The following is a 25,051-nucleotide window of genomic DNA, read 5'->3' on the forward strand; positions in this document are numbered from 1 at the left end:
GAACATGAGATTAAAAACTGCCGAAGGTTCGCGGACGCCGGGGGCGGACATCGCGCCAAGCCGTTGGCCGGGATGGCTCGCTTCCCTGTGGAAGCATCGCGTTTCGTACCTGTTCATCGCTCCCTTTATGATCAGCTTCATCATTTTTATCGTGATTCCCGTCGTGGCTGCGATCGTCCTGTCCTTCTTCACCTTTAACGCGGTGTCCGCACCGCGCTTCAGCGGCTGGGACAACTATCTGGCGATCGTGTCGCAGGACTGGATCTTCCTTCAATATGCGATTCCCAATACGTTCAAGTTCGCGATCATCGTCGGCCCCGGCGGCTACGCGCTGTCCTTTTTCCTCGCCTGGCTCATCAACCAGCTGCCGAAGAAAATCAGGGATTACTTTACGCTAGCCATCTACGCGCCTTCACTCGCAGGAGGCGTCGCGATGGTGGTCGTATGGGTCGTGCTGTTCAGCGGAGACCGCGTAGGCTACCTGAACAATCTGCTGCTGTCGTTCGGCATCATCGACACGCCGCAGCTGTGGCTCAAGGATCCGAGGTGGTTCATGAACGTGATGATCGTCATCTCGCTGTGGTCCAGCATGGGGGTCGGCTTTCTCGCCATGCTGGCCGGCCTGCAGACGGTCAACGAAGAGATGCTGGAGGCGGGAGCCATCGACGGCATCTCAAACCGACTGCAGGAAATCTTCTATATCATCATTCCGGCGATCAAGCCGCAGATGCTGTTCGGAGCGATCATGGCCGTCGTGGGCACGCTGAAGGCCGGCATGATCGGCGCGATGCTGGCGCAGTCGACGGGACAGAAGATCACGCCGCAATATTCCGGCCATCTGATCATCAACCATATCGACGACTTTGCTTTCATTCGTTACGAGATCGGATATGCGGCCGCGCTGAGCGTCATTCTGCTGGCGGTGATGTACGGAGCATCCAAATTTTCGATGCGAATATTCGGCAGCAAGGGGGACGAATAGCCGTGCAACGTGTATGGAAGCTGCTCAGATTGCCGAAGCCGGACCCCTTTCTGATCGTCGCCTTCATCGGGTTGACCCTGCTCGCGCTGTTCATGCTGCTGCCGCTCGTGTTCATCGTCAACCATGCGTTCAAGCCGATCAACGAGCTGTTTATTTATCCGCCGCGCTTTTTGGCCGAGCATCCGACGATGTTCAACTTCCGGCAGCTGTTCCTGAACGCGCAGAAGATGTCCATTCCGTTCTCGCGCTACTTTTTCAACAGCGTGTTCACGACCGGCGTCACCGTGCTGGTCGCCGTGCTGATAAGCGCGATGGCAGCCTATGCGTTTTCGAAGCACCGGTTCCCGGGCATGCGCGCTTTCTTCGGCCTCATTATCGTATCGCTGATGTTCGCCCCGGAGGCGGTCGTGATCCCTCGTTTCATTCTCGTCTCCGAGCTTGGGATCATGAATACGTATGCCGCTCATATCTGGCCGCTCGTCGCGATGCCCGTCGGGGTATTCCTGATGCGCCAGTTCATCGATCAGGTTCCCAACGCGCTCCTAGAAGCGGCTAAGATCGACGGCGCCCGGGAGTGGAAAATTTTTTACCGTATCGTCCTGCCGGTCTGTATGCCCGCCGTGGCGACGGTCGCCATTCTTGCGTTTCAAATGTCGTGGTCCCAGACGGAGACGTCCAACTATTACACGCAGGTCGAGTCGCTCAAGACACTGCCGTACTACGTGGCGACGCTGACCGGAGGACTGGGGAACAGCGTTGTCGGGCAAGGCGTCGCGGCGGCAGCCGGTCTGATGCTGTTTTTGCCTAACTTATTGATCTTTCTATTGTTTCAGCGCCAGGTGCTGATGACGATGGCTCACTCGGGCATCAAGTGATTGGGGGGAGGACTTGCGTGGGAATCACGTCGAGCTGCATGTCGAAAAAGCTATTGGGGCGCGCAGCGGCGCTGCTGTTGTTAATCCTTGCCCTGGCGCCTTGGGGCACTGCCGAAGCTAGCCTGCCTTACTCCACGATCTCCAGCGACGCGAACGGACAGCGTATTCTTACCCCGGACGCCTACGTGCCTCGCGAAGTATGGAACGGGTTCAACGACCCTGAAGACCTGTTCGTCACTGCCGCGGACGAATTGTATGTTGCCGATACGGGCAACAACCGCATCGTCCAGTTGGACCCGGACGGCCGCGTGGTCCGGACGATTCCGGCGGCCCTCGCGGAAGGGGAAGACGAGCAGGCTCGCAATCCGAAGGAAAAGCTTCGCCGTCCCGAAGGCGTATTCGTGACCGCGGAAGGCGAGATCTACGTTGCGGATTCGGGAAGCCGCAGAATCGCCGTGTTCGACAAGGACGGGAATTACGTCAAGGAATTCGCCGCCCCCCAGTCCGAGCTGATCCCTTCCACCTTCACGTACATTCCTTCCAAGGTCATCATCGATGCCCGGGGCTATATGTACATCGTGACCAAGGGCGGCTATCAGGGGATGCTGCAACTGGACCCGGACGGTCAGTTCTCGGGCTTTTACGGCGCCAACAAGGTTCAGTCGGATTGGATGACGCGCATCAAGAGAAAGTACTATACCGAAGAACAGCTGAAGGCGGAGGCGGCCAATCTGCCTGGCGCCATCACGAATATGACCGTCGACGGTCGCGGCTTCATCTATACGCTCAACCGGGATTTGAAGAGCGGCCAGCTGAAAAAGCTTAACTATGGCGGGATCGACCTGCTGGGCGGCCGCAACTTCGCGCCGTGGCTGGGTCCCATGGACCGCTTTTCCATGCAGGACGCAGCCGTCGACGCAGACGGGATCATTACGGTGATCGAGGCGGCCGCCGGCAGAATCTATCAGTACGATCCGGACGGCCAACTGCTGTTCCGCTTCGGAAACGCGGCCACGAGCACGCAGCAGATGGGTCTCTTCAAGCGGGCAACCAGCGTAGCGGTCAACAGCCGCGGACAAATCCTCGTCGCCGACGGGGAGCTTAACAATATCCAGGTGCTGGACCGGACGGCGTTCGGAAGCCTCGTCCATTCCGCGGTGTCGATGTATACGCGCGGCGAGTACGAGAAAAGCCGGACAACCTGGCAGGAAATCCTGAAGCTGGACAGCATGTACGACCGGTCCTATCAGGGTATCGCCAAGGCCGAATATGACGCGGGGCAATATGAGCAGGCGAAACACCACTTTGAGATGGCCAACGACAAGACCGGGTATTCGGAATCTTATTGGCAATTGCGTATGAAAGTATTAATGCGGGAATTCGGCCGTACGATGACGGGGCTCTTCGTACTGCTTGCCGTCTGGTATGTCTTCAGACGGATTCGGCGCAAGCGCGTGAGCGCGGCGCCGTCGTCCGAACCCCCGCTCCGGCGATTGACGGGACGTTGGGGAACCGCATTCCGCTTGACGGGACTCGTGCTGCGCAAGCCTGTCCAGGTCATGGGCGAGATCGCCGAAAACCGTTCTGTTCCTTATCTGTATGCGGCCGCGCTAGTCGTGGCGGGTTGTCTTATTCGCATCGCCGGCGAACGGGCGGTCGGCTTTATATTTGCGAAGCAGGATTTTATCGATATCAGCCTGTGGTCGGAGGCGGTCTCTTACTTCGTCCCGTGGGCGCTATGGGTGCTGGCCAGCTATCTGATCGGCTCGGTGATGAAAGGGGAAGGCACCTTCCGCAACGTGTTTGTCGTCAACGCCTACGCGCTTGTGCCCTATCTCGTGCTGACGCTGCCGATCAAGCTGCTGTCGAATGTACTGACGCTGCAAGAGAGCGTCCTGTATACATCGGCGATCACAGGCATCCAGATCTGGATGCTGCTGCTCTTCTTCATCGGAACGCAAGCCGTACAAAACTATAATCTCAATGAAGCGATTCAAATGGCAGCCGTCTCTCTGTTTACGATGGGTTGCATCTGGCTCTTCGGCTTCGTGTTGATCGGACTGGTCTATCAAGCGGTCGACTTCTTCGTCGATCTGGGGCAGGAGGTGTGGGCCCGTGTTTAAGAAAATCGTACGCGGCAGCCTGCGCGGGCTGCGCCGCATGAGAACCGCAGGAATAACGCTCGCGGTCGCCGCCGCTGCCGTCGCGCTGCTGGCGCTCACCTCAGAAGGCCGGCACAAGGGAATCGGGACTTATGATTCGGGCAAAGCTCAAGCGTTCGTAGAGTCGCTGCAGGTCGGACAGCGGCAGCCTTCTGGCGAGAGCCGCGAGATCGGCGGGAGAACGTGGTACCGGGTAGCTGAACAGACCGGTACGGCGCTGTGGCTGGAGCCCGCGCGCGGGCAGATTGCGCTGGAGAATACGCGCACGGGCGCGATCTGGCTCGGTAATCCGGGCGAAGAGGAGCTCGCGGAAGCGAACGCTAAAGGCATCTGGGCGACCAACCTCCTCTCTCCCATCCTGTTCCGTTACCTAGACGAAGGGCAATCCAACGAGAAGGTCACGAATACGGTCGATCAGGAGGCAAAAGTAGAATGGGTCGCGCTCGATCGCGGAGTCGGCGTGCTCTATTCGATGGACAAGCTCGGCTTTTCCTTTTATGTGGAATACACCGTCGAACAAGGCGAGCTCGTCGTCCGCCTCCCCGAAGAAGGCGTCCGGGAGAAAGGAACCAAGCGACTCGTCAGTCTGGAGCTGCTTCCGTTTTTCGGCGCATCGCCGAACGGTCCGGAGGGCTATCTGTTCGTGCCGGACGGTCCGGGCGGGCTGATCAGGTTCAATCGGACCTACAGCAGCCAGCTTTCGTCGTATGCCTTCCCGGTGTATGGCTACGATCCGGCTGTCTGGACCGTCGGCGCCTACGAGAATCGCACGGATATCGCTTTTCCGGTTTTCGGCCTGAACCGGGGTACGGACAGCTACATCGCCGTGATTGAACGCGGCGCGGCCAATACTTCCATCCTGGCCGCACCGGCGGGCATCAACACTGCTTTCAATGAAGTCCACACCCGGATTACGCTGCGCAATTATTATTACCAGCCGATCGGATTGGGCGACGGCAACTGGAAAAATGTCTACCAGGAGCAACTGGCGCCTGTCGAGGTCCAGATCCGCTATCTGCTGACGGACGAAGACAAATCCGACTATGTAGGCATGGCGCAGCAGTATCGCCGATATCTCATGACGCATGAGCAGGTGCCTACGCTCCGGGAAAAGAACGGCGCGGGCTACGGTCAAGGCAGTCCGCCGCTTATGCTCAATCTGGTGATGAGCGCGGCCGAACCCACCCCGACGGGGGAAAAACTGGTCGTCGCCACGACCTTCAAGGATGCCGCCGGCATCGCGGATGTCCTGGCCAAGGCCGGCATCCGCAACCTGAACGTCAGCCTGACGGGATGGAACAACGGCGGCTTTCCCGGAAGGCTGCCCGACCGCTTCCCTGTGGAGCAGCAGCTCGGCGGGGAGAGCGGACTGCGACAGCTGCGGGAGCAGCTCGCTACGATGGGCATCCCGCTGTCGCTGAACGACGCGCCGTTCTACGCCACGGACAAGCGAGCCAACGGCTTCTCGGTGCGCAGCGAGGCGATTAAAAATATTAACGGCACGACGGTCGCCTGGAGCCAAGGCGGAGACTGGTACGGAGACGCGGACATTCCCGATTTTTACTTCCTCACGCCGAGCGCGGCGCTGAAGAAGTGGCAGCGCACGTTGACTGCGCTAAAGCGGTTGGGCATCGAAGGCGTGCATGTGCAGACTTACAGCCACGGATTCGGCGACTACCGCGCGGACAGCTACACGACGCGGGCGGCGTCGCTCGGTGCGCTGCAGGACATGCTGGACGAAGCGTCCACCCAGCTGGGGAGCGCGCAGACGGTCGCGGCCGCATATAGCGTGGGCCATGCGGAGTATCTCAGCGGGATGGCGCTGGATTCCAACTACGATCTGATCGTTGACGAGCAGATTCCGTTTTTCCCGATCGCGATCCACGGCCTGGCGACGTATTCGAGCAATCCAGGCAATCTGCGGAGGAATCCGACCGTCGAGTTTCTGCGGGATATCGAATACGGGGCGGTGCCGACCTTCATGGCGATGGCCGGCGACACGCGGGATATGGCCCGAACGACCTTCGCCTCCATATTCAGCGGTCAATTCTCCCTCATTCAGGATCAGATCGTCGAACAATACGAAGCCTACCAAACCGCCAGCGCGGACGTATGGGCCGGCTTTATAGAGGGTCATCGCCAAGTGGCGGCGGGCGTCTACGAGACTGTCTATGAAGGCGGCCGCAAGATCTGGGTCAATTACAACAGCCAGCCGTACGAAGCCGACGGCATCGTCGTGGACGGACTGAACTTCAAGGTCGTCGAGGAGGGGCGCGCATGACAGACAATTCGACAACCGGACTGGCCATGAGCGCCAAGGATCACCGAAGAAAAAGAAGACGTCAGAGCGGCCGGGAAGCGCTGCGCGGATATTTGTTTTTGGCGCCCTGGCTGATCGGCGTCGCGTGCTTCGTCTGCTACCCGCTCTTCTATTCGGTCTATATCAGCTTTAATAAGGTATCGATTGCCAAGGACGGCTCGGGTCTCGCTTACGAATGGATCGGCTGGGGCAACTACCGCTATTCGTTTTTGCGGGACAATGTATTTCCGATCGAGATGCTGTCGTTCCTGCGCGAACTGCTCTTCATCGTGCCGATCACGGTCATCTTCTCCCTTCTGGTGGCGGTTATGTTGAATCAGAAATTCCGCGGCCGCATGTTTTTCCGCATGATTTTCTTTTTGCCGGTTATTTTCGCCACGGGCGAAGTGCTTACGGAGCTGTTCTCGCAGGGACAAGGGGCCATTCCTTTCGGGGATCAGTACGATGTCGAGGCGCTGCTCTACGGTATTTTCTCGCCGAGTGTCGCGGGTACGATTATGTCGGTGATCTCGCGATTCGTGATCATTTTGTGGAGCAGCGGCATCCAGATCATTATTTTTCTGGCCGCGTTCCAGACCATCCCCCAATCGGCGTTCGAGGCCGCCCGCATCGACGGCGTCACGCCGTGGGAGTCGTTCTGGAAGATTACGTTCCCGGTCATCGTGCCCTTTATTGTACTGAATCTGATCTACACGCTCGTCGATCAGGCAACCAATCCGTTCAACCCGATCATTGCGCATATCCTCAAAAACATGAGCGACGCCGAGACGGGGTACGGCTATGCCAGCGCGCTGGGCTGGATCTACTGCGCGATAACGCTGGTGCCGATTCTGATCCTCGCGAGGTTCGGCAGGCCGGCTAACAAGAGGAAGGGGTGAAGCTGATGGTCCTGTTGAATCGTGTCCGGCGCTATTGGGTGCGTCATCATATTGCGGAGCGGCTGCGGGTTGCGTTCGTCGGCAGGCAAATCGTTGACGGTCTCCTATTCAAGGCCGCGCTGATCGCGATTCTGATCTCGGTCTCGGTGCTCTACGTAAAACCGCTGCTCTACATGATGTCGACCTCGCTCAAGACGCTGCCGGATTTGCTCGATCAGTCGGTGCGGTGGATCCCGAATACGCTCGAGTGGCTGAATTACGAAAAGGCGATCGGCGGCCTGAAATACTGGCGCTCGCTCGGCATCACGTCGTTCATCGCACTGACGGCCGCCGTGCTGCAGACGCTGGCATGCGGGATCACGGGATACGCCTTCGCGCGGCTGCATATTCCGGGCAAGAAGTTTTGGTTCGCCATCGTCATTTTGACGTTTCTGATTCCGCAGCAGACGCTTGTCATCCCGCTCTATGTCATGTACGTCAAGCTAGGGTGGCTGAATACAGTATTGCCCTTCATCGTGCCGGCGATCGTAGCACAGGGGATCAAGGGCTCGCTGTTCATCATTATATTCCGGCAGTTTTTCTCCACGCTGCCCAAGGAGCTGGAGGAGTCGGCGAGGATGGACGGAGCCGGAGCGTTTCGGACCTACTGGAAAATCATGATCCCCCTCTCCCGCCCGGCGCTGCTGATCGTATTCCTGTTCTCATTCGTCTGGCACTGGAACGATTATTTCGAACCCGCCCTGTACTTGAAGGGCGCGGATTTTTATCCCCTGTCGCTCAGTCTGGAGCATCTCCAAGCGAACCTGAACTTTATGAGCGGGTCTTCCTCAGGCCTGACAAATGTGGTCGTCGACGTGAACGAGCCGATTAAAATGGCAGCCGCCTTTCTCATCATTTTGCCTCCGCTCATCCTGTACATGTTTGCGCAGCGATATTTCGTCGAAGGCATTGAACGTACAGGAATCGTGGAGTAGGCCGGATTCGCGGCACAACGGAACTTATAAGGAGCCTTTCGGACATGAAGGAACAGTTGTACGGCACGTTTGTCAATCCCGGTCCCGCTTATCGCGGCAAGCCTTTCTGGTCTTGGAACGGAGAGCTGGACCGAGAGGAATTGCTTAGGCAGATCGATGCGTTCGAGCAGATGGGCTTTGGCGGATTTTTCATGCATGCTCGAACCGGGCTCATCACGGAATATCTGGGCGAAGAATGGTTCGAGCTGACGCGTATCTGCGCGGAGGAAGCGCAGCGGCGAGGCATGGAGGCCTGGCTTTACGACGAAGACCGCTGGCCGAGCGGCACGGCGGGCGGCAAGGTCACGGCGGAGCCGCGATACCGCATGAAGTTCGTGAAGATGCGGATCGTCGCGGAGCCGTTCTGCCCGTGGCGGGAGACGTGGATCGCGGCCTTCGAGTGCCGGCTGGAGGACGGCGCCTATTACGACGGCCGCAGGCTGACCCCCGGCGAAGATGCGGCACCTCGCCCGGGCTATGTCACGCTCTCCTTTGAGATCGAGGAGATGGCGCCGGAGAGCTTCTACAACGGGCAGACCTATGTGGACACGATGAACCGCGAAGCGACGGAAGCGTTCATCACCGTCACGCACGCGCAATACAAGGCGCGCATGGGCGAGCTGTTCGGGAACGCCATCACGGGCATTTTCACCGACGAGCCGCATCGCGGACCGCTGATGACGAACTTCAACGTCGCCAACGCCGATCCGCAGCATATGCTGCCATGGACGTATGACCTTTTCGAGCGCTTCGAGGCCAAGTTCGGCTACGATCTGCGCGACCGGCTGCCGGAAGTATTCCTCCGTCCAGAAGGTCGCAGCGTATCCCAGGTAAAGTGGCATATCGTGGATCTGCTGCAGGAGCTGTTCCTGGACAACTATGTCAAACCGCTGGACGAGTGGTGCCGGGCGAACAAGCTGATCCTGACCGGCCACCTGCTGCACGAGGACTCGCTGTCCGCCCAGACGGCCATGGTCGGCTCGGTCATGCGCTGTTACGAGCATATGGAATATCCGGGCATCGACGTGCTGACGGAGGACAACCGCTGCTACTGGGTGGCCAAGCAGTTATCCTCCGTCGCCAGGCAGATCGGGCGCAAATGGCTAATGTCGGAGCTGTACGGCTGCACGGGCTGGCAGATGCCGCTCGAGGCGCACAAAGCGGTCGGCAACTGGCAGACGCTGCTCGGCATTAACCTACGCTGCCACCATCTGTCCTGGTACACGATGGAGGGCGAGTCCAAGCGGGATTACCCCGCCAGCATCTCCTATCAGTCGGCCTGGTGGCGGGATTATCAGGCGGTAGAAACATACTTCGCGCGTCTTGGCGCAGTCATGACGCACGGCGAGCCAGTCTGCGATCTGCTGGTCATCCATCCCGTCGAGAGCGTGTGGTGCCAGGTGCATGCAGGCTGGGCCGACACCCTGGCGGGCAATACGGCGGAGATCCGCCGGCTGGAGACCGACTTCGCCAACGTGTTTAACTGGCTCTCGTGCGCGCGGATCGACTTCGACTACGGCGACGAGGAGATGCTGCAAAGACTTTCCGCCGTCGAGCGCGACGCAGCGGGCCGTGCGGTGTTCCGCGTCGGCAACGCCGTCTACGGCACGGTGCTGGTCGCGGGACTGACGACGATCCGCGCGTCGACGCTCAGGCAGCTGGCGTTGTTCCGGCAGGCCGGAGGCATCGTCGTCTTCGCCGGCGAAGCGCCGGGCTATGTCGACGCCGTGCCGTCCGAGGACGGCCGGACGCTGGCGGCAGGCTCGGCGCGGGTGCCGCTCGACGAGGCGGGCATCGCGGCCGTCGGTACGCACCTCGCGGGCGGCCGCATCGCCGCAGTCGACGCGTCGGGCGAGCCGATCGCGGATCTGTATGCGCAAGTGCGCCGTGACGAGGCGCATACGTACGTCGTCCTGCTAAACGTGAACCGCGAGACGGCCTATGCGGGCGTCAGGCTCCGGCTGCCGTACCAGGGCCATATGGAGGAATGGAATTGCGAGACGGGCGAACGGATCGCGACCGATGCCACAAACCTGGACGGCGCGATCGAGTTGACCGCCGACTTCGCCGCGGCTGGCGAGAAGGTATACGTAATCGGCGGCGCGCCGGCGGAGGCGCCGACCGTACGTCCGGTTCTGCAGACCGTGGCGGCATATGAATGGGAAGGCGACTTCGCCTATTCGCTGGACGAGCCGAATGTGTGCGTGCTCGATCGAGCGTCGTACAAGCTGGACGGCGGCGAATGGCGGGAGACGCTGGAGATTCTGAAGCTGGACCGCGCCGTTCGCCGGGAGCTGGGCTACGCCTACCGCTCCGGCGATATGGTCCAACCCTGGTATGCGATCCAGACCCGTGCCGGGACGGCGATCCGGACACACCGTCTGACGCTACGTTATTCGTTCAACGTGGACGAAGCGGCCGCCGGCGGCGACCCGGACGGCTGGCACCTTGCGGTCGAGCGGCCGGGGCATAAACGGATCAGCCTTAATGGACGCGAGCTCGCTGGCGGCGACGCGGGCTGGTGGGTCGACCCGGCGTTCCGCAGACTGAACATCCCGCCGGCCTGCCTGCTGCCGGGACTCAATCAAGTTGAGATTGAAGTCGACTTCGATGCAAGTGTCGATCTCGAGGCGATCTACCTGCTCGGCCCGTTCGGCGTTCGGGTGCAGGGCGCGGACAAGACCGTCTGCGCCCTGCCGGAGCGGCTGGCCGTCGGCGATCTCGCGCGTCAGGGATTGCCATTCTACGGCGGCACCGTCACCTACGCACTCGAATGGGACGCCTATGCAGAGCCGGTGAAACGGCATCTGGACAGCGTGCCTGACGCTGCGGTCCAGCTGGAAGTGCCCGCTTACGAGGGCGCCTGCCTGAGAGCGGGCAACCGGACGGCGGGCAGCGTCACGATTCCCTGGCGGCCTAACGTCGCAGACGTGGCGGGTATCGTCGGCGCGGACGAGCCGCTGCTGCTGGACGTCGTGCTGACCCGGCGCAATACGTTCGGGCCGCTCCATATGGAACCGCTCTACAGCGCTGCCTACGGGCCCGCCCATTGGCTGACGGAGGGTGATGCGTTCAGCGAAGCCTACAAGCTGGTCCCGTCGGGACTGACGCAATCGCCGCGATTGCTCTTGCGGGCGCCTGCGCCGTGAAGCGAGCCGCCGAAGCGTACCTTATTCAATCGCAACTCAGGTATTGGAGGTCCTAGACTTGATAAAAATCGCAATTTTATGGAACGACAGCGTCGGCGACGGCTCGATCGCCGTGGAGTACGGCAAGCTGGAGCGCTTGGAAGTAACGGCCGGGCAGGGAAGCTGCGTCCCTGCCGAAGGAAGGTTCGCGCTGCAGGGCCCGGGCAGACTTGAACTGGAGCTGGGCGACGAAAACGCGGGCCAGGGCGCATATGCGACGATTGTGTCCGTGCGCAGCACGCGGCATGCGTTCAGCTTTTTCCTGCGGGACGTCAGCCGTGCCTATCCGATCTATATTCCGGCTTACGGCGTAATCGTGACGGAAGCGTCGCATGCGGAAGCGTACGGAGAAATTGCCGAACGGATCGCGGCAAGCGGGCTGCGCACGAATCTTCAGCAAATCGAAGCAGAGCCGGAGGAGTCGTTCGAGCTCGCAACCGAAGCGGGCAGACCGCTGACCTGTCCGATCTGGCTGGGGTTGTCGCGGGACGCGAGATTGTTCGAAGCGGATTTCCGCGGCGTCGGGGACAACGACAATATCCGCTCGTGGGACTGCGTGCGCCCCCGATATCCCGCCCGCATCAACCAGCTGCCGGAGACGGGCGACGCGCCCGTCCTCTATTACTACTTGCTCGGACGAGGGATGGGCGCCGAATATCGGGTCACGCGCAGTCTGGAGGAGCGCGTCTATCCGATCGCGCACGGCTCGATCCGCGACGACGATATCGTCTACGACAATGTCGCCTTCGTTTCCTATGAAGCGAGCCCTTTTACGGCCGATACCTTGCAAGGTACACATTACTTGGCCGCCGATCGCGCAAGCGTCGGGTACATGTTCACACCCGATCAAGAGGCAAGCTGGGAGCGGCTCGCCGAAACCGATCCGGATCGCCCGGAGGAGACGGTCTACTACTCCAAGACCACCGCTACGAATCTCGGCAAGGTGCCTCGCTACGCCTGGTTTAAAAATCCTGCTCCCTTAAACGCAGCGTACACGTTCGAAGGCGACGGCGGGTTCGGCGTATTTGAATCGGGCCGCGTCTTCGTCGTATCCAAGCTGGACGGGCGGCCGCTGCTCCAGGAGGAGGTCGCGGTCCTGTTGAAGCCGGGGGAGTCCGTTACCTTCGAGTTCTATATTCCGCACACGCCGATCTCCAGAGAGCGGGCGCTGCGGCTGGCGCAGCAAAGCTTCGAGCTCCGGCATCGGGAATGCCTCGCATTCTGGCAAGCCAAGCTGGATGGCGCGATGCAAGTCCGGCTCCCCGAGCCGAGGATCGAAGAGATGATGAAGGCGGGTTACCTGCATCTGGATCTCGTCTGCTATGGCCGGGAGCCGGACCGGACGCTCGTGCCGACGATCGGCGTGTATACGGCCATCGGCTCGGAGAGCTCGCCGATCATTCAGTACCTCGATTCGATGGGCGCGCATCGTACGGCCGAGCGTGCGCTGCAATTTTTTCTGGACAAGCAGCATGAGGACGGGTTTATTCAGAACTTCAACGGCTACATGCTCGAGACCGGCGCCGCCTTGTACGTCCTGGGCGAGCATTACCGGTATGTGCGGGACAAGGCGTGGCTGACGCGTATCCAGCCACAGATGCGCAAGGCGTATGAATATTTGAAAGGCTGGCGGAACCGCAACCTCCAGGAGGAACTGCGAGGACGCGGCTACGGCATGCTCGACGGCAAGACGGCCGATCCCGAGGACCCTTTCCGTTCTTATATGCTGAACGGCTTCGCACATGCGGGATTGAAGCGTCTGGCCGAGATGCTGTCGGAGATCGGCGACCCGCTCGCGGACGCGGTCGGCGCGGATGCGGAGGCGCTCAAGCAGGATATTCTGGCCTCGATCCGGGAATCGCTGGCGAACTCCCCCGTCGTGCCGCTAGGAGACGGCAGTTGGGTGCCGACCTGCCCGCCCTGGGCCAACTACAGAGGACCTGTCTCACTCTATGCGGACGGCGGCAAATGGGGGACGCACGGTTCTATGGTCGTACGGGATTCCTTGCTCGGGCCGCTGTATCTGGTCATTCAGGAGGTGCTGGCGCCGGACTCCGTCGAAGCCGGATTCCTGCTCAGCTTCCACAACGAGCTGATGTGCATGAGGAATGTCGCGCTGAGCCAGCCGTATTACAGCGTGCATCCCTGGATACACCTCAAGCGCGGCGAGACGAAGCCATTTCTTAAGGCCTTCTACAACGGCGTAGCCGGGCTTGCGGACAGGGAGACTTATACGTTCTGGGAGCACTACTTCCATGTGAGCCCGCACAAAACGCACGAGGAAGGCTGGTTTCTGATGCAGTGCCGGTGGATGCTCTATCTCGAGGAGGAGCGGACACTGCGGCTGCTGCCGGGCGTCCCGCGGGCATGGCTGGAGCAGGGCAAGGAGATATCGGTTCGCGAAGCAGCCAGTCATTTCGGGCATTTCTCCATGGACATCCGCTCCGACATCGCGGAAGGCACGATAACGGCGCATCTTGTCTTCGATGCCGAACGCCGACCTGGCAAGGTCAAGATCCGTCTGCCGCATCCTGGCGGCATGCAGGCGATGCGGACCTCCGTCGGCACCTACGACGCTGCGTCGGAAACGGTGGAGATCGACGATCCGGGCCGCGAGGTGCAGATTGTGCTGACGTTCGCCTAAAAATCAAACGCCGCAGACTGCGTGCCCGGTTTCCGACAGGAGCCGGGCGTTTTTTTGACAAAGGAGGTGAGGAACCGCTAGCAGCAACTGGCTGACCGGACTAGAGCAAGGCCTTGAAGTGGCGGGACTGCTTGTACCCAATCGAAAGGTGTGATGAAGATGAGGAAAAGAAGAAGTTTAATCTCGACGATGCTCGTATTGTCCATGGCCGTACAGCTGCTACTGCCGTCCGGGCGGACGTCCGCGGGCGCTTACGACCCGACGCTCGCGCCTGTCCGCGCGACGACGGGCGACGCCATCTATGCGCAGCAGGTCATCAACGATTTCAACACGGCGGAGCAGGCTGCACAATGGCAATCCGGCCCGAACGTACAGCAGACCAATTATGCGACGACCCTTCTGAACACGCCGGGGCTGCCTTATGAGGGTGCCGGCGTGATGGAGGTCGTACCGCAGCAAGTCAAGGCTTACGAATGGCGGACGATCTACCGGGCCTTCGGCGTCCCCCTCGACCTTTCGGCGACCAACTTTATGGCGGTGGCGGCGAATATTTGGGGATGGAAGCAGGACGACTACTTTTTGCGAATCAAATTGACGAGCGGCGCCGACACCTATGAGGCCGTGGCGACCATCGGACTCAAATGGAATATCGTCTACTTCGATATTCATGAGTGGGCCGCGAGGAGCAGTATCGACCGGATCGAATTTTCCTATATGAAAAATTACGATCTGGCCGGCATGTCGCCGGGAGAGCCCGGCTACGATTATTGGGACGGCAGGCTCCAGCTGGACTACCTGAGCGCCGCCCAGGCGGCTAATCTGGACTTCGACGTCGCGGGCGTCACGGAGGGCTTCACGGTCAGGGGCGGCACGCTGACGGCCGGCCAACATGCACTGCAGTATACGGTGACGGATCCGTCCGACACGTATATCGAGTCTCCTGAATTAAAACTGGACGCAGCCAAGCGTAATGTGGTGAAGCTGAAAATGAAAAACGACACGGGAGCTGATAAGATGCGAATCTCCTGGATTACCGAGCAGGATCAAAGCTGGGACGAGTCCAAATCGATGCTGTTCGATTGGTCGAATTCGACCGACTACGCCGACTACAGCTTCGGGATATCCAGCGCCGCCTGGCAGGGCACAATCGATCGCCTCCGCTTCTCCCCCGCGGTCGCCGCAGGCGCCGGTTCGACGCTGGACATCGACAAAATCGAATTCTCGCTGCAAACTTTGGATGCATACGATTATCAAGGTCGTATTGAAAGCGCTTTAATACAAAATGACAAAGAGACAGCAGCCTTCAACGGCAGCGTGAAGTCCGAATACCTCGCCGCTCATCCGTCCGCGGAGGTTCAGGTGTTCGAGCTGCCGCTGTACGCCGACGAAAAAACCGTTGATTACAGCGAGCTGACGGCACTCGATACGCAAGCCGCGGGTACCGCATTCCAGCTTGCTTTTCAAGCGGTCGAAGACGGAGTCTCCCGCCTGTTCTCCAAATTCGCGGTCGTACTGCGCGATGGCGGTACCTACCTCCTAGTCGATACGCCCAAATATATAACGAACCCGGAAATGCTTGCGGAGCATACCTACCCATACACGGCTACCGCGAGTATCAAAGGGCAGGATGTCTTGCTGCTGACCGACGCCGAACGCCAGGGCGCGCAGCACGCCGCGATCAACATTCCGTATAACCAACTTTTGACGTTGAGCGATCATGGCGAGGACACGCTGCCGTACGCATTCGAGGGCAAAACGTACTATTTCCGCAAATCGGCGGTGGATCTCTACGATACCAACATCAGGTCGATGACGGAAAACGGCATGGCCGTCACAGCGATCCTGCTCGTGATGCGCACGAGCATGGACAACCCGGACTCCCCCAATCGGGACATCGTTCACCCCGACAGTACGCCGGACGGCACCGTATTCGCTCCGAACTTGACGAACGAAACCGGCGTCGAATATTACAAGGCGATCACGAGCTTCCTCGCTGAGCGGTATTCGCGCGAGGACCGGGCCTACGGCAGACTCATGGGCTTTATCGTCGGCAATGAAGTGGGCAACAACCAGGTATGGAACAACATGGGGCCGCGGCTTTTGGACGACTATGTCCGACAATACGAGCGCACGCTGCGGCTGACCTATAATATTGTGAAAAGCAAGTCGGCCAATGCCCGGGTGTATGTATCGCTGGACCACTTCTGGAACGACGGGCATGCGCCGGATTCGCTGTGGGGATACAGTAACAAGACGCTCGTAGACATACTGGGCCAGGTGGCGAAAGATGGCGGGGATTACGGCTGGAACATCGCCTTCCACCCGTATCCCGAAGACCTGTTCAATCCGCGCACATGGGCGGACGCCACGGCGACCGACACCTTCGATACTTACCGGATCACATTCCGGAATCTGCAGGTACTGACCGGTTACTTGCAACGTCCGCAGCTTCAATATCAGGGCGGCCAGCGCCGCGTGATCCTGTCGGAGCAAGGCTTCCACAGCGGGACGAACAGCATCGAGGATCAGCGCGTGCAGGCAGCCGCATTCGCCTATGCGTATTACAAGGTCAAGTCGCTCCCGCAGATCGACGCCTTCATTCTGTCCCGCCATGTCGACCACGCGGGTGAGGGCGGGTTGAACCTGGGGATGTGGACCAATCTGCCGGGATCACTTAACTCGCCGGGGACGGAGAAGCTGATCTACGACGTGTTCAGGAAGATCGATACGGAAGAGTCGCTGTCTGCGACCGAATTCGCTAAGAGCATCATCGGCGTGGACGATTGGAGCGAGATCATTCCGGGATTCGATCCGCAGCTGCTGGACGCACGGCCAGTCAGGGCCGAAGCGCCCGCGGGACAGGTCTCAGGGACGTCCGGAGCCGTGACGCTCGATGGGCTGGACGACGACTGGGATGGATGGCAGGACACCGACAATGTTGCGGATCTGACGTTGGATACGGCAGACAAAGCAGCGGGAGCGGCCAGTCTGCGCACAGCCGTCGTCGCCTCGCCTTTAAAGGACTTTAAAGGGGTGACCCGGCAATGGGACGCCCCCCTCGACTTGACGGACACGCCGATCGTCAAGGCCTTCGTCAAAGCCGAAGGCATCGGCGCCGGCGAACGGGCGGAGTTCATGATCCGCGCTTATAGCGGAGATAAAGTCGTCGAAGGCGCCATGACGGGGGCGGCGGACACCTGGAATGAGGTTGGGCTGGCCCTGGACGGCTGGGACGGCGCGGACAGCGTCGATCGGATCAAGATCTGGGCGCGGCCCGAGCGTGCCGTCGCCTGGACGAGCGGTGCGCTCCTGGTCGACGATTTGTCCGTCGCTGCTGACGCCGAGCTGTCGAACCTGACGGTCTCGCTGGATCACGGAGACTCGCTTCAGGTCGGCGATAAGCTGACGATCCATCTACAGAACAAAGGCAATCGGATGTATGCCGGCACGATCGGCATCGCCGGTATGCACGGCGTCGAGCTGGACAAGACAGGCAGCCCCGTATCTCTCGCCTACGGCGAGCGGGCGGACATCGAGACGACGATCACGGGTCTTGCGATCGAGAACTACGAGCGCGGCATGCTGGAGCTGACGTTGAACGGCACCGTGTACACGTATGAGCTGACAGAGGTAAACCTTCCGGATTACGTCGAAGCCGACGGCTTGAGGGTGCTGGGAGACTTCGAGAACGGCCGGACGGATGGCTGGACCGCCGGCAGCCAGACCGCTTATGTGCAGTCCGTACAGACCGACTCTACGCATCACGCTTTTCCCGCGGCGGCGAACCATGGTCTCTACATGCTGGAGAGCGCCAAGTCGCCCGAGGCGGCAACCAGCGAGAGCAAGGTCGTCAAGACGTTCTCGCAGCCCGTAGACTTCAGCGGCTACGATACCGTCCGATATGAATTATACGGCTGGGGCGGGACCTCTTCCCGTTACCTGACCCGGATTAAGCTGACGGCCGCAGACGGCACGTCCTTTGCGTCCGAGCAGGAGACGAGCCTGGGGAGCGAATGGACACACGTCGCCGCCGATATCTCGTCGTTCGAAGGCCGCAACCAAGTGCAGAGCATCGAGATCTCTTATCGGGGCAAGGATCTTGCCTACTATGCCGGGCCTTGGGCGGGATTCTTCTACATCGACTATGTCAGGGCTGAGCCGGCCGAATCAACGAACCCGACGCCGGAGCCGAGTACATCGCCTGAGCCGACCGCGACGCCTGAGCCAAGCGCGTCGCCTGAGCCGAGTACGTCACCAGAGCCGAGTGCGTCGCCCGAGCCAAGTACGTCACCAGTGCCAAGTACGTCACCAGTGCCAAGTACGTCACCAGTGCCAAGTACGTCTCCCGAGCCGAGCACGTCACCAGAGCCGAGCACATCGCCCGAGCCGAGTACGTCGCCCGGACCTATCGTTTCAAGCGCAATGGCGCCTGTGGAAGCCCATGCCGGTCAAGTGCCGATCCCTTTAAAGCTGGACAAGACCTCAGGCAATCTAGCAGTCGATCTGGCATCCGGCTTGCTAGATCAGGCTTTTGCCGCCGAACTTGCCGACGACAGGGGCATCAAGACGGTAACGGTGGACATTCCGGCAGTGGAGGGCATCGCCTTCTATTCGCTCGATTTCGATGCGGCTTATTTAACCAATGGAAAGGCCGACAACATCGTGACCGTGAAAACCGGGCTCGGGATGATATCGATTCCCGGCAATATGCTGGAGAAACTCGGCTACGGGGAATTCGGCAAAGTATCGCTGCGAATTGAAAAAGGGAACCCATCCGCATTAGGCAAAGAGGCGCTGGAACTTGTCGGCGACAGGACGATCCTTGAGATCAGCCTGCTGGCAGACGGAAAGAAGCTGGACTGGAACAACCCCGGGGTCAAGGTAAAAGTGTCCATTCCCTACACGCCGACAGAAGCAGAGCTCACAGCGCCGGAGCATATCGTCATCCTCTACCTGGATGGGGAAGGCCGCATCCATCCGATCCCGAGCGGACAGTATGACGGAAGTTTGGGATCGGTTGTTTTTACGACTACACATTTCTCGCAGTATGCCCCGGCGTTCGTCGTTAAGCGGTTTAACGATCTGGAACGCTATCCTTGGGCTAAAGCCGGCATTGAAGCGCTCGCCTCTAAAGGTGCGCTGCAAGGTGTCTCGGCAGACCGGTTCGCGCCGCAGCAAGCGATCACCCGCGCGGAATACGCCGTCATGCTCGTGAACACGCTCGGACTGGCGGCGCAGCCGGCAGACCGCTTCGATGACGTCCTATCTTCGGACGATTATGATCAGGCGTTGGGCGTCTGCAGAGCATTGGGCATCGTGAAGGGGAACGGCAACAATCGCTTTACCCCGGCGGCAGTACTGTCGAGGCAAGAAATGATGGCCATGACGGAGCGGGCATTGGCGGCGCTCGGCCGATCGAGTGCCGACTCGAATGAAGGCTTGAGCCGGTTTAAGGATGCGGACCGTATCGGGAAGTCGTTCCGGAGCAGCATTGCAAACCTTGCCGCCGCCGGGCTGGTGGAGGGCTCGGGCATCAGGATCGATCCTGATGCCCAGGCGATTCGAGCTGAAGCTGCCGTGCTGCTGTATCGCGCCTATCAACGGGCAGCGTAATCCCGGCCGAGCTGTCCCTTCTTTCGACGCCCTGAGGTTCTGACGCAGCGGTATTATAGCTTGTGCTTGTCTCCGCCATTTTAAGGCTTCTGCCCGCCATTTTTATGTGATACGCTTGTATAGAAAAGCGAGAAATCGCAACCTTATCATTGGAGGCGCTTGCATGAGCCAAGAGACGCTGCAGGAAGGATACTTCGGGGAGTTCGGAGGCAGCTTCGTGCCGCCGGAATTGCAGGAAGTGCTGGGTTATCTCAGCGAGCAATTTTACAAGTTCCGGGACGATCCGGCATTCAACGAGGAGCTGCAGTATTACCTGCGGGAGTACGTCGGACGGGAGAGCCCGCTGACCTACGCGGAGCGTCTGACCGATGCCTGGGGCGGCGCCAAGATCTATCTCAAGCGCGAGGACCTGAACCATACGGGCGCTCACAAGATCAACAACGCCATCGGACAGATCCTGCTCGCCAAGCGGATGGGCGCGAAGCGCATCATCGCGGAGACGGGCGCCGGACAGCACGGCGTCGCGACGGCGACGGCCTGCGCGATGTTCAATATGGATTGCGTCATCTACATGGGGGCCGAGGATACGCGGCGTCAGGCGCTGAACGTGTTCCGCATGGAGCTGCTCGGCGCGAAGGTCATTCCGGTCGACAAGGGACAAGGCCGGCTGAAGGACGCGGTCGACGAGGCACTGGGCGATCTGGTGCAGAACTATAAGAATACGTTCTACCTGCTGGGTTCGGCCGTCGGTCCGCATCCGTTCCCGACGATGGTCAAGCACTTCCAGGCGATCATCAGCGAGGAGTCCAAGCGGCAGATTCTGGAGAAGGAAGGCCGGCTGCCGGACGCCGTCATCGCCTGCGCGGGCGGCGGCAGCAACGCGATCGGCGCGTTTGCGCACTACATCGACGAGCCTGGCGTTCGTCTGATCGGCGTCGAGCCGGACCAGGCGCCTACGCTGACAGAGGGTGTGCCCGGCATCATCCACGGCTTCAAATGCCTGGTGCTGCTGGACGAAGCGGGCGAGCCGCGCAAAACCTACTCGATCGCCGCCGGGCTCGACTATCCGGGCATCGGGCCGGAGCACAGCCATCTGAAGGTGTCCGGACGCGCGGAATACGTGACGGTCACCAACGATGAAGTGCTCGCAGCATTCCAGGAGCTGTCTCGCACGGAAGGCATCGTGCCTGCGCTGGAGAGCGCGCACGCGGTCGCCCACGCCAAGAAGCTGGCGCCGACGCTGCCGCGGGACCAGATCCTCATCGTCAACCTGTCCGGCCGCGGCGACAAGGACGTCGAGCAAGTGTTCCATATGCTGAAAAAGTAAACCGACAGCGCCCGACAGCGCCAAGAAGCCGTCCCCGAGTCATGTTCGCTGACTGAGGGACGGCTTCTTAATGTTTGTTGTGCCGGGCATGGAGAATGGATGGCGTTGTCTAAACGCGGCGTCGGCGAAGAGGCTCCGGATAGAGCTACCTAGCTAGGCCGCGATACCATCTGAGGCCATGTAGCTCCAGATAGGATTATTTAGCCGGGCCGCGGCACCAACCTGAGGCAAGGAGGCTCTGTATCGGGCCGCTCCATGAATCGCACCGCTACCGGGACCGTGTAACCTTATCAGCCCGCCCTTTTCAAGCCTCCTGCAGCCACTGCTTCAGATCGTCCGTCGTGCGCAGGATGTCCTGCCGCTGCGCTTCGCCCGAGATCTCGCGCTCGATGATGTACTCGCCCGCAAAGCCGATCTCCTTGAGCTTGCGCACGAACGCCGGGAAGTTCACCTTGCCCGTGCCCGCGCGGACTTCCTCGCCGAGGTTGTCGCCGTCGGTCGGGTACAGCCCGTCCTTCACGTGGATGTTGCGCACGTAAGGACCGATCGTGTCCAGCGCATCGATCGGATTGCCCTTGCCGTACAAGATGAGGTTGGCCGGGTCGAGGTTGATGCCGAGATTGGACGTGCCGACCCGCTGGATCGTGCGCAGCAGCACGACCGGCGTCTCCTGGCCCGTCTCGAACCAGAAGCCGATCCCCTTGCTCTCGCAGTACGCGGCGACCTCGCGGACGGCTTCGACGACCGCCGGGTAGGCGGGATCCGTCATATTTTCCGGGATAAATCCAACGTGCGTAATGATCGCGGGAGCGCCGATCCATGACGCGAAGTCCGCCCAACCCTTCAACGCCTTAACCCGCTCCTCGCGGTAAGCTTCGGGCACGAGGCCCAGCGTCAACGGTCCTTGCGTGAAGTTCCACTCCGCCGGTCCCGGCACGCCCGCCCACACCGCGCAGATGCGAACGCCCGCCTCGCCTGCTTCTTTGACGACCCGCTCCGCCACTTCCGGCGTGCAGTAGTCCATGTTCCACGAATTCAATTGGCATACGTTAAATCCGTAATCGCTGACGACCTTAAACATATTGTCCTGCGCACTCGTGTCGATGGTATGAATAACGCCGATTTCCAAGACTAGAACCCTCCTCGTATTCCCCCAAGACGCTGCGGACGCCCGTCATTGGACAGGTAAGCTTGCTAGCCTCATCATAGCCCCTTTCTCTGCGGCTTGATTTAGAAAATTTGTCGGTAAATTTATACTTCCTTTTGCATAATCGAACGGAAAGTTTATACTTTAAGGCGGAGGGGACGAACGGATGGATTTTATCAAGCATCGGCTGCGCGAGCGGCTCGTCGTGAACGACATCTACACCTGCTATTACTTCGAGCAATCCAGCCGCGAGCAGTACGTCGCGGAAAGCCATGATTTCTGGGAGATCGTCTACGTGGACAAAGGCGAGGTAAACGCGAATACCGGATCGGGGTATTACCGGCTGAACCAAGGCAACATTCTCGTGCACAGTCCAAACGAATTCCATCAACTGGAGAGCACCGGCAGCAAGGCGCCCAATCTGTTTATCGTCACCTTCCGCTGCGACAACGAAGCCATGGCCTTTTTCGACGAAAACAAGCTGTTCCGCATCGGACAAGCCGAGCATGCGGCGCTCGCGCGACTGATGAAGGAGGGACTGGACGCCTTCGGCCTTAACCAGTATCCGATCGTCCCCCGGCCCGAAGCCGCGTTCGCTGCGGAACAGCTGTTTAAACTCTATCTGGAGCAGTTGCTGATTCTTATCATCCGCAATGCGCAGCCTGCCAGGCAGCAGACCGAGCAGCTCATGTCCACCACCGCCGAGAATCAGAGCGCGCACATGGGCAAACGCATCATCGCTTATCTCGAGCAGAATCTATCCGGCAAAATAACGCTGGACGGTCTGTCCGCACAGTTCAATATGAGCCGCACGCAGCTGAACATTCTGTTCAAGCGGACGGTCGGCACGGGCATCATCGCGTACCTCAACCGGCTGCGGATCGAACGCGCCAAAAGCTATATTCGCGAGGAGGTCTATAACTTGACCGAGATTTCGAACCTGCTCGGGTACAGCAGCGTCCATTATTTTTCGCGTCATTTCAAGCAGTCCGTCGGCATGACGCCGTCCGAATACGCCAGGACGATCAAAGCGAGGAACGAGCGCTGAGCGCGGCGGGCCGCGTCAGAGCTTGAACTTGGCGACCGCCTCTTCCAATACGACGCCCCGACGCTTGAGATGCTCCGTCGTGTCGGCGATCCGTCTCGCCGCTTCGAGCTGGTCGGCCGACATCCGCTGAATGGAGATCGTGCTGTCCGCGCTGACCGCCGAGATCTGCGACATCTGCTCGACCGACGCGGCGACTTCCTCGGAGCCGGCAAGCACCTGCTCCGCTGCAGCCGAGATCTCCTGGATATGTCCGTTTACGAAGACGAACCGGTCTACCGTGTCGTCGAATAACGACGCCACTTCGCCCGATAGCTCCACGCCTTTTGCCATCTCCTTCGCTTCCTCCGCCATCCGCTCCCCGATCTGCGCCGATTCCCCGCGGATCTGCTCCAACAGCGAGGTTACCTGCGTCGCGGACGTCGCGGCTGCCTCCGCAAGCTTGCGGATCTCGCCGGCCACGACGCCGAATCCCGCTCCGTGCTCTCCGGCCCGCACCGCCTCGATCGAAGCGTTCAGCGCCAGAATCTTGGTCCGGTCCGCATTGCTCACGATCGACTGGAGGACCGGCTTGATTTCCTGCATGTAGTCGTTCAGCACCTGGACCGAGCCCGTCGTCTGCTCGGCGACGCCCGACATCGAGCCGACCTGCTCCTTGAGCCAGCGGATGGCGCTTCGGCCGTGCTCTGCCGTCGCCAGCGCGTCCCCGGAAGCCGTGGCGACGCTTGACGACGCTTCGGCGACCCGCTGGATGGCCAGCGAGATCTCTTCCATCGACTTCGCGCTCTCTTCCGCCCCCGTTCGCTGATGCGCCGCCCCGTCGGCCAACTGCGCGATCGATTGCTCGAGCTCTACGTTTAACGTCACCATGCGGCCCGCCTCGGCGCCGAATCGATCGGTCGAACGTACGAGCTCCTCCGTCGTCGCCGTCACGTCGCGCAGCACGCTGCCTAAGGTGACGCCCAGTCTCTCGGCCATTTTCGCCATCGCGGCGTACGCTTGCCCGATCTCGTCCTTGGACCGCACGCGCCGGGCCCCCAACTGCCGCTGAGCCTCTGCCAGATCGCCGCCGGCCATCGCTTCCGCTCCGCGGACGATCGTGCCGAGCGGCTTGAGCGCCCGGGACATAAACCAGGCGAGCAGCAAAAAGACGAGCAGCGTAAGCGCCCCCATTAATATGAAGACAGGGGTGCTCTTGTCCAGGACCTGGCGATAAATCGAATTGGATACGGAGACGTCCGTGTCGATGCCGATGACCCCGATCACCTGGCCCGACGAATCCCGCAGCGGCGCGTAAGCCGAGATATAATCGCCGTAATCGGCATTGTGAAGAATGCCCGTCTTGGCCGTATTGCCCGCCAATACGTCAGCGATCGCTTCCTGCGGCATGTCGGTGACCTCGCCGATCGGAGACGCCGTCTCTTCGTTCTTCGGTTGGCCGTCGATCAGGATGACAGGCTGCCCCTGATCGTCGATTTTTACCGTGTACACGTACAGCGCGCCGATCTCCATCCGATAGCGGTTCAGCGCTTCGCGCAGCTGCCAATAAAGGTCGTTCTCCTGCGCATCCTTCATATAAGTCTCGTAGGAGGCCATATCGAATTGTCCCGCATACGCCTCGGCGACGTGCATGCCGAAGCTGCCGATCGCTTCCTCGCTGGCCTGCTTGGTATTGCGAATCTGCAAATAGATCAACGCGGAAGACAGAATGACGAATATCGTCAGTATCATGACCGACAGCTTGAAAACGAGGCGGCTCCTGAATCTAAACATGCGGGTCCATGCTCCTTAGTGTGGTTTGCGACAAATTACCCTAATTTTCTAGAATGCTCGACATTATAAATTCGATTATTGTTC

General features: G+C 60.1%; 13 protein-coding genes. 11 read left to right on the plus strand and 2 right to left on the minus strand.

The features are described 5' to 3' along the window. Positions 1–4 precede the first annotated feature (4 nt). The 10 genes from ACFOTD_RS06140 (at position 5) to trpB (ending at position 21,002) form a co-directional block, all read left to right on the plus strand. A complete protein-coding gene (locus ACFOTD_RS06140) occupies positions 5–982 on the plus strand; it encodes a carbohydrate ABC transporter permease (protein ID WP_378116764.1) in 978 nt (325 codons plus the stop codon). Positions 983–984: 2 nt separating this feature from the next. Further along, complete coding sequence (locus tag ACFOTD_RS06145; protein WP_378116766.1) at positions 985–1,857, plus strand: carbohydrate ABC transporter permease; 873 nt, start codon at positions 985–987, stop codon at positions 1,855–1,857. Between the two features lie 17 nt (positions 1,858–1,874). Then, the gene (locus ACFOTD_RS06150) at positions 1,875–3,980 is read left to right on the plus strand and encodes an SMP-30/gluconolactonase/LRE family protein (RefSeq protein WP_378116768.1); all 2,106 of its coding nucleotides are present in this window, start codon (positions 1,875–1,877) and stop codon (positions 3,978–3,980) included. Further along, entirely contained in the window at positions 3,973–6,300 is a 2,328-nt protein-coding gene (locus ACFOTD_RS06155) for a DUF5696 domain-containing protein (protein WP_378116770.1), read from the plus strand. Before ACFOTD_RS06150 ends, ACFOTD_RS06155 begins: the two co-directional genes overlap by 8 nt. Further along, on the plus strand, positions 6,297–7,217 hold the full coding sequence (locus ACFOTD_RS06160; protein WP_378116772.1) for a carbohydrate ABC transporter permease: 921 nt from the start codon (positions 6,297–6,299) through the stop codon (positions 7,215–7,217). The genes ACFOTD_RS06155 and ACFOTD_RS06160 overlap by 4 nt, the downstream gene beginning before the upstream one ends. Positions 7,218–7,222: 5 nt before the next feature. Beyond that, complete coding sequence (locus tag ACFOTD_RS06165; protein ID WP_378117066.1) at positions 7,223–8,191, plus strand: carbohydrate ABC transporter permease; 969 nt, start codon at positions 7,223–7,225, stop codon at positions 8,189–8,191. Positions 8,192–8,235: 44 nt separating this feature from the next. Continuing rightward, the gene (locus ACFOTD_RS06170) at positions 8,236–11,379 is read left to right on the plus strand and encodes a glycosyl hydrolase family 2 protein (RefSeq protein WP_378116774.1); all 3,144 of its coding nucleotides are present in this window, start codon (positions 8,236–8,238) and stop codon (positions 11,377–11,379) included. Positions 11,380–11,437: 58 nt separating this feature from the next. Beyond that, positions 11,438–14,062: a hypothetical protein gene (locus ACFOTD_RS06175; protein ID WP_378116776.1), complete on the plus strand. Its 2,625-nt coding sequence runs from the start codon at positions 11,438–11,440 to the stop codon at positions 14,060–14,062. Between the two features lie 159 nt (positions 14,063–14,221). Then, the gene (locus tag ACFOTD_RS06180) at positions 14,222–19,675 is read left to right on the plus strand and encodes a DUF5722 domain-containing protein (protein WP_378116778.1); all 5,454 of its coding nucleotides are present in this window, start codon (positions 14,222–14,224) and stop codon (positions 19,673–19,675) included. A gap of 163 nt (positions 19,676–19,838) precedes the next feature. Further along, positions 19,839–21,002, plus strand: a complete 1,164-nt coding sequence (gene trpB / locus ACFOTD_RS06185) for a tryptophan synthase subunit beta (RefSeq protein WP_378116780.1) — start codon at positions 19,839–19,841, stop codon at positions 21,000–21,002. 304 nt (positions 21,003–21,306) lie between these two features. Here trpB and ACFOTD_RS06190 read toward each other — a convergent pair whose 3' ends face one another. Beyond that, positions 21,307–22,131: a sugar phosphate isomerase/epimerase family protein gene (locus tag ACFOTD_RS06190; protein WP_378116781.1), complete on the minus strand. Its 825-nt coding sequence runs from the start codon at positions 22,129–22,131 to the stop codon at positions 21,307–21,309. Between the two features lie 184 nt (positions 22,132–22,315). On the opposite strand from ACFOTD_RS06190, the gene ACFOTD_RS06195 reads away from it, so the two are divergent. Further along, positions 22,316–23,197 carry an AraC family transcriptional regulator gene (locus ACFOTD_RS06195; protein ID WP_378116783.1) on the plus strand — a complete coding sequence of 294 codons (882 nt, stop codon included), beginning with the start codon at positions 22,316–22,318 and terminating at the stop codon, positions 23,195–23,197. A 15-nt stretch (positions 23,198–23,212) separates the two neighbouring features. Here the strand turns inward: ACFOTD_RS06195 and ACFOTD_RS06200 are convergent, their stop codons facing one another. Beyond that, positions 23,213–24,967, minus strand: coding sequence for a methyl-accepting chemotaxis protein (locus ACFOTD_RS06200; RefSeq protein WP_378116785.1), 1,755 nt, complete (start codon positions 24,965–24,967; stop codon positions 23,213–23,215). Between the last annotated feature and the right edge of the window lie 84 nt (positions 24,968–25,051).

The sequence above is a fragment of the Cohnella sp. GCM10012308 genome, from assembly GCF_042649185.1.
GTDB lineage: Bacteria > Bacillota > Bacilli > Paenibacillales > Paenibacillaceae > Cohnella.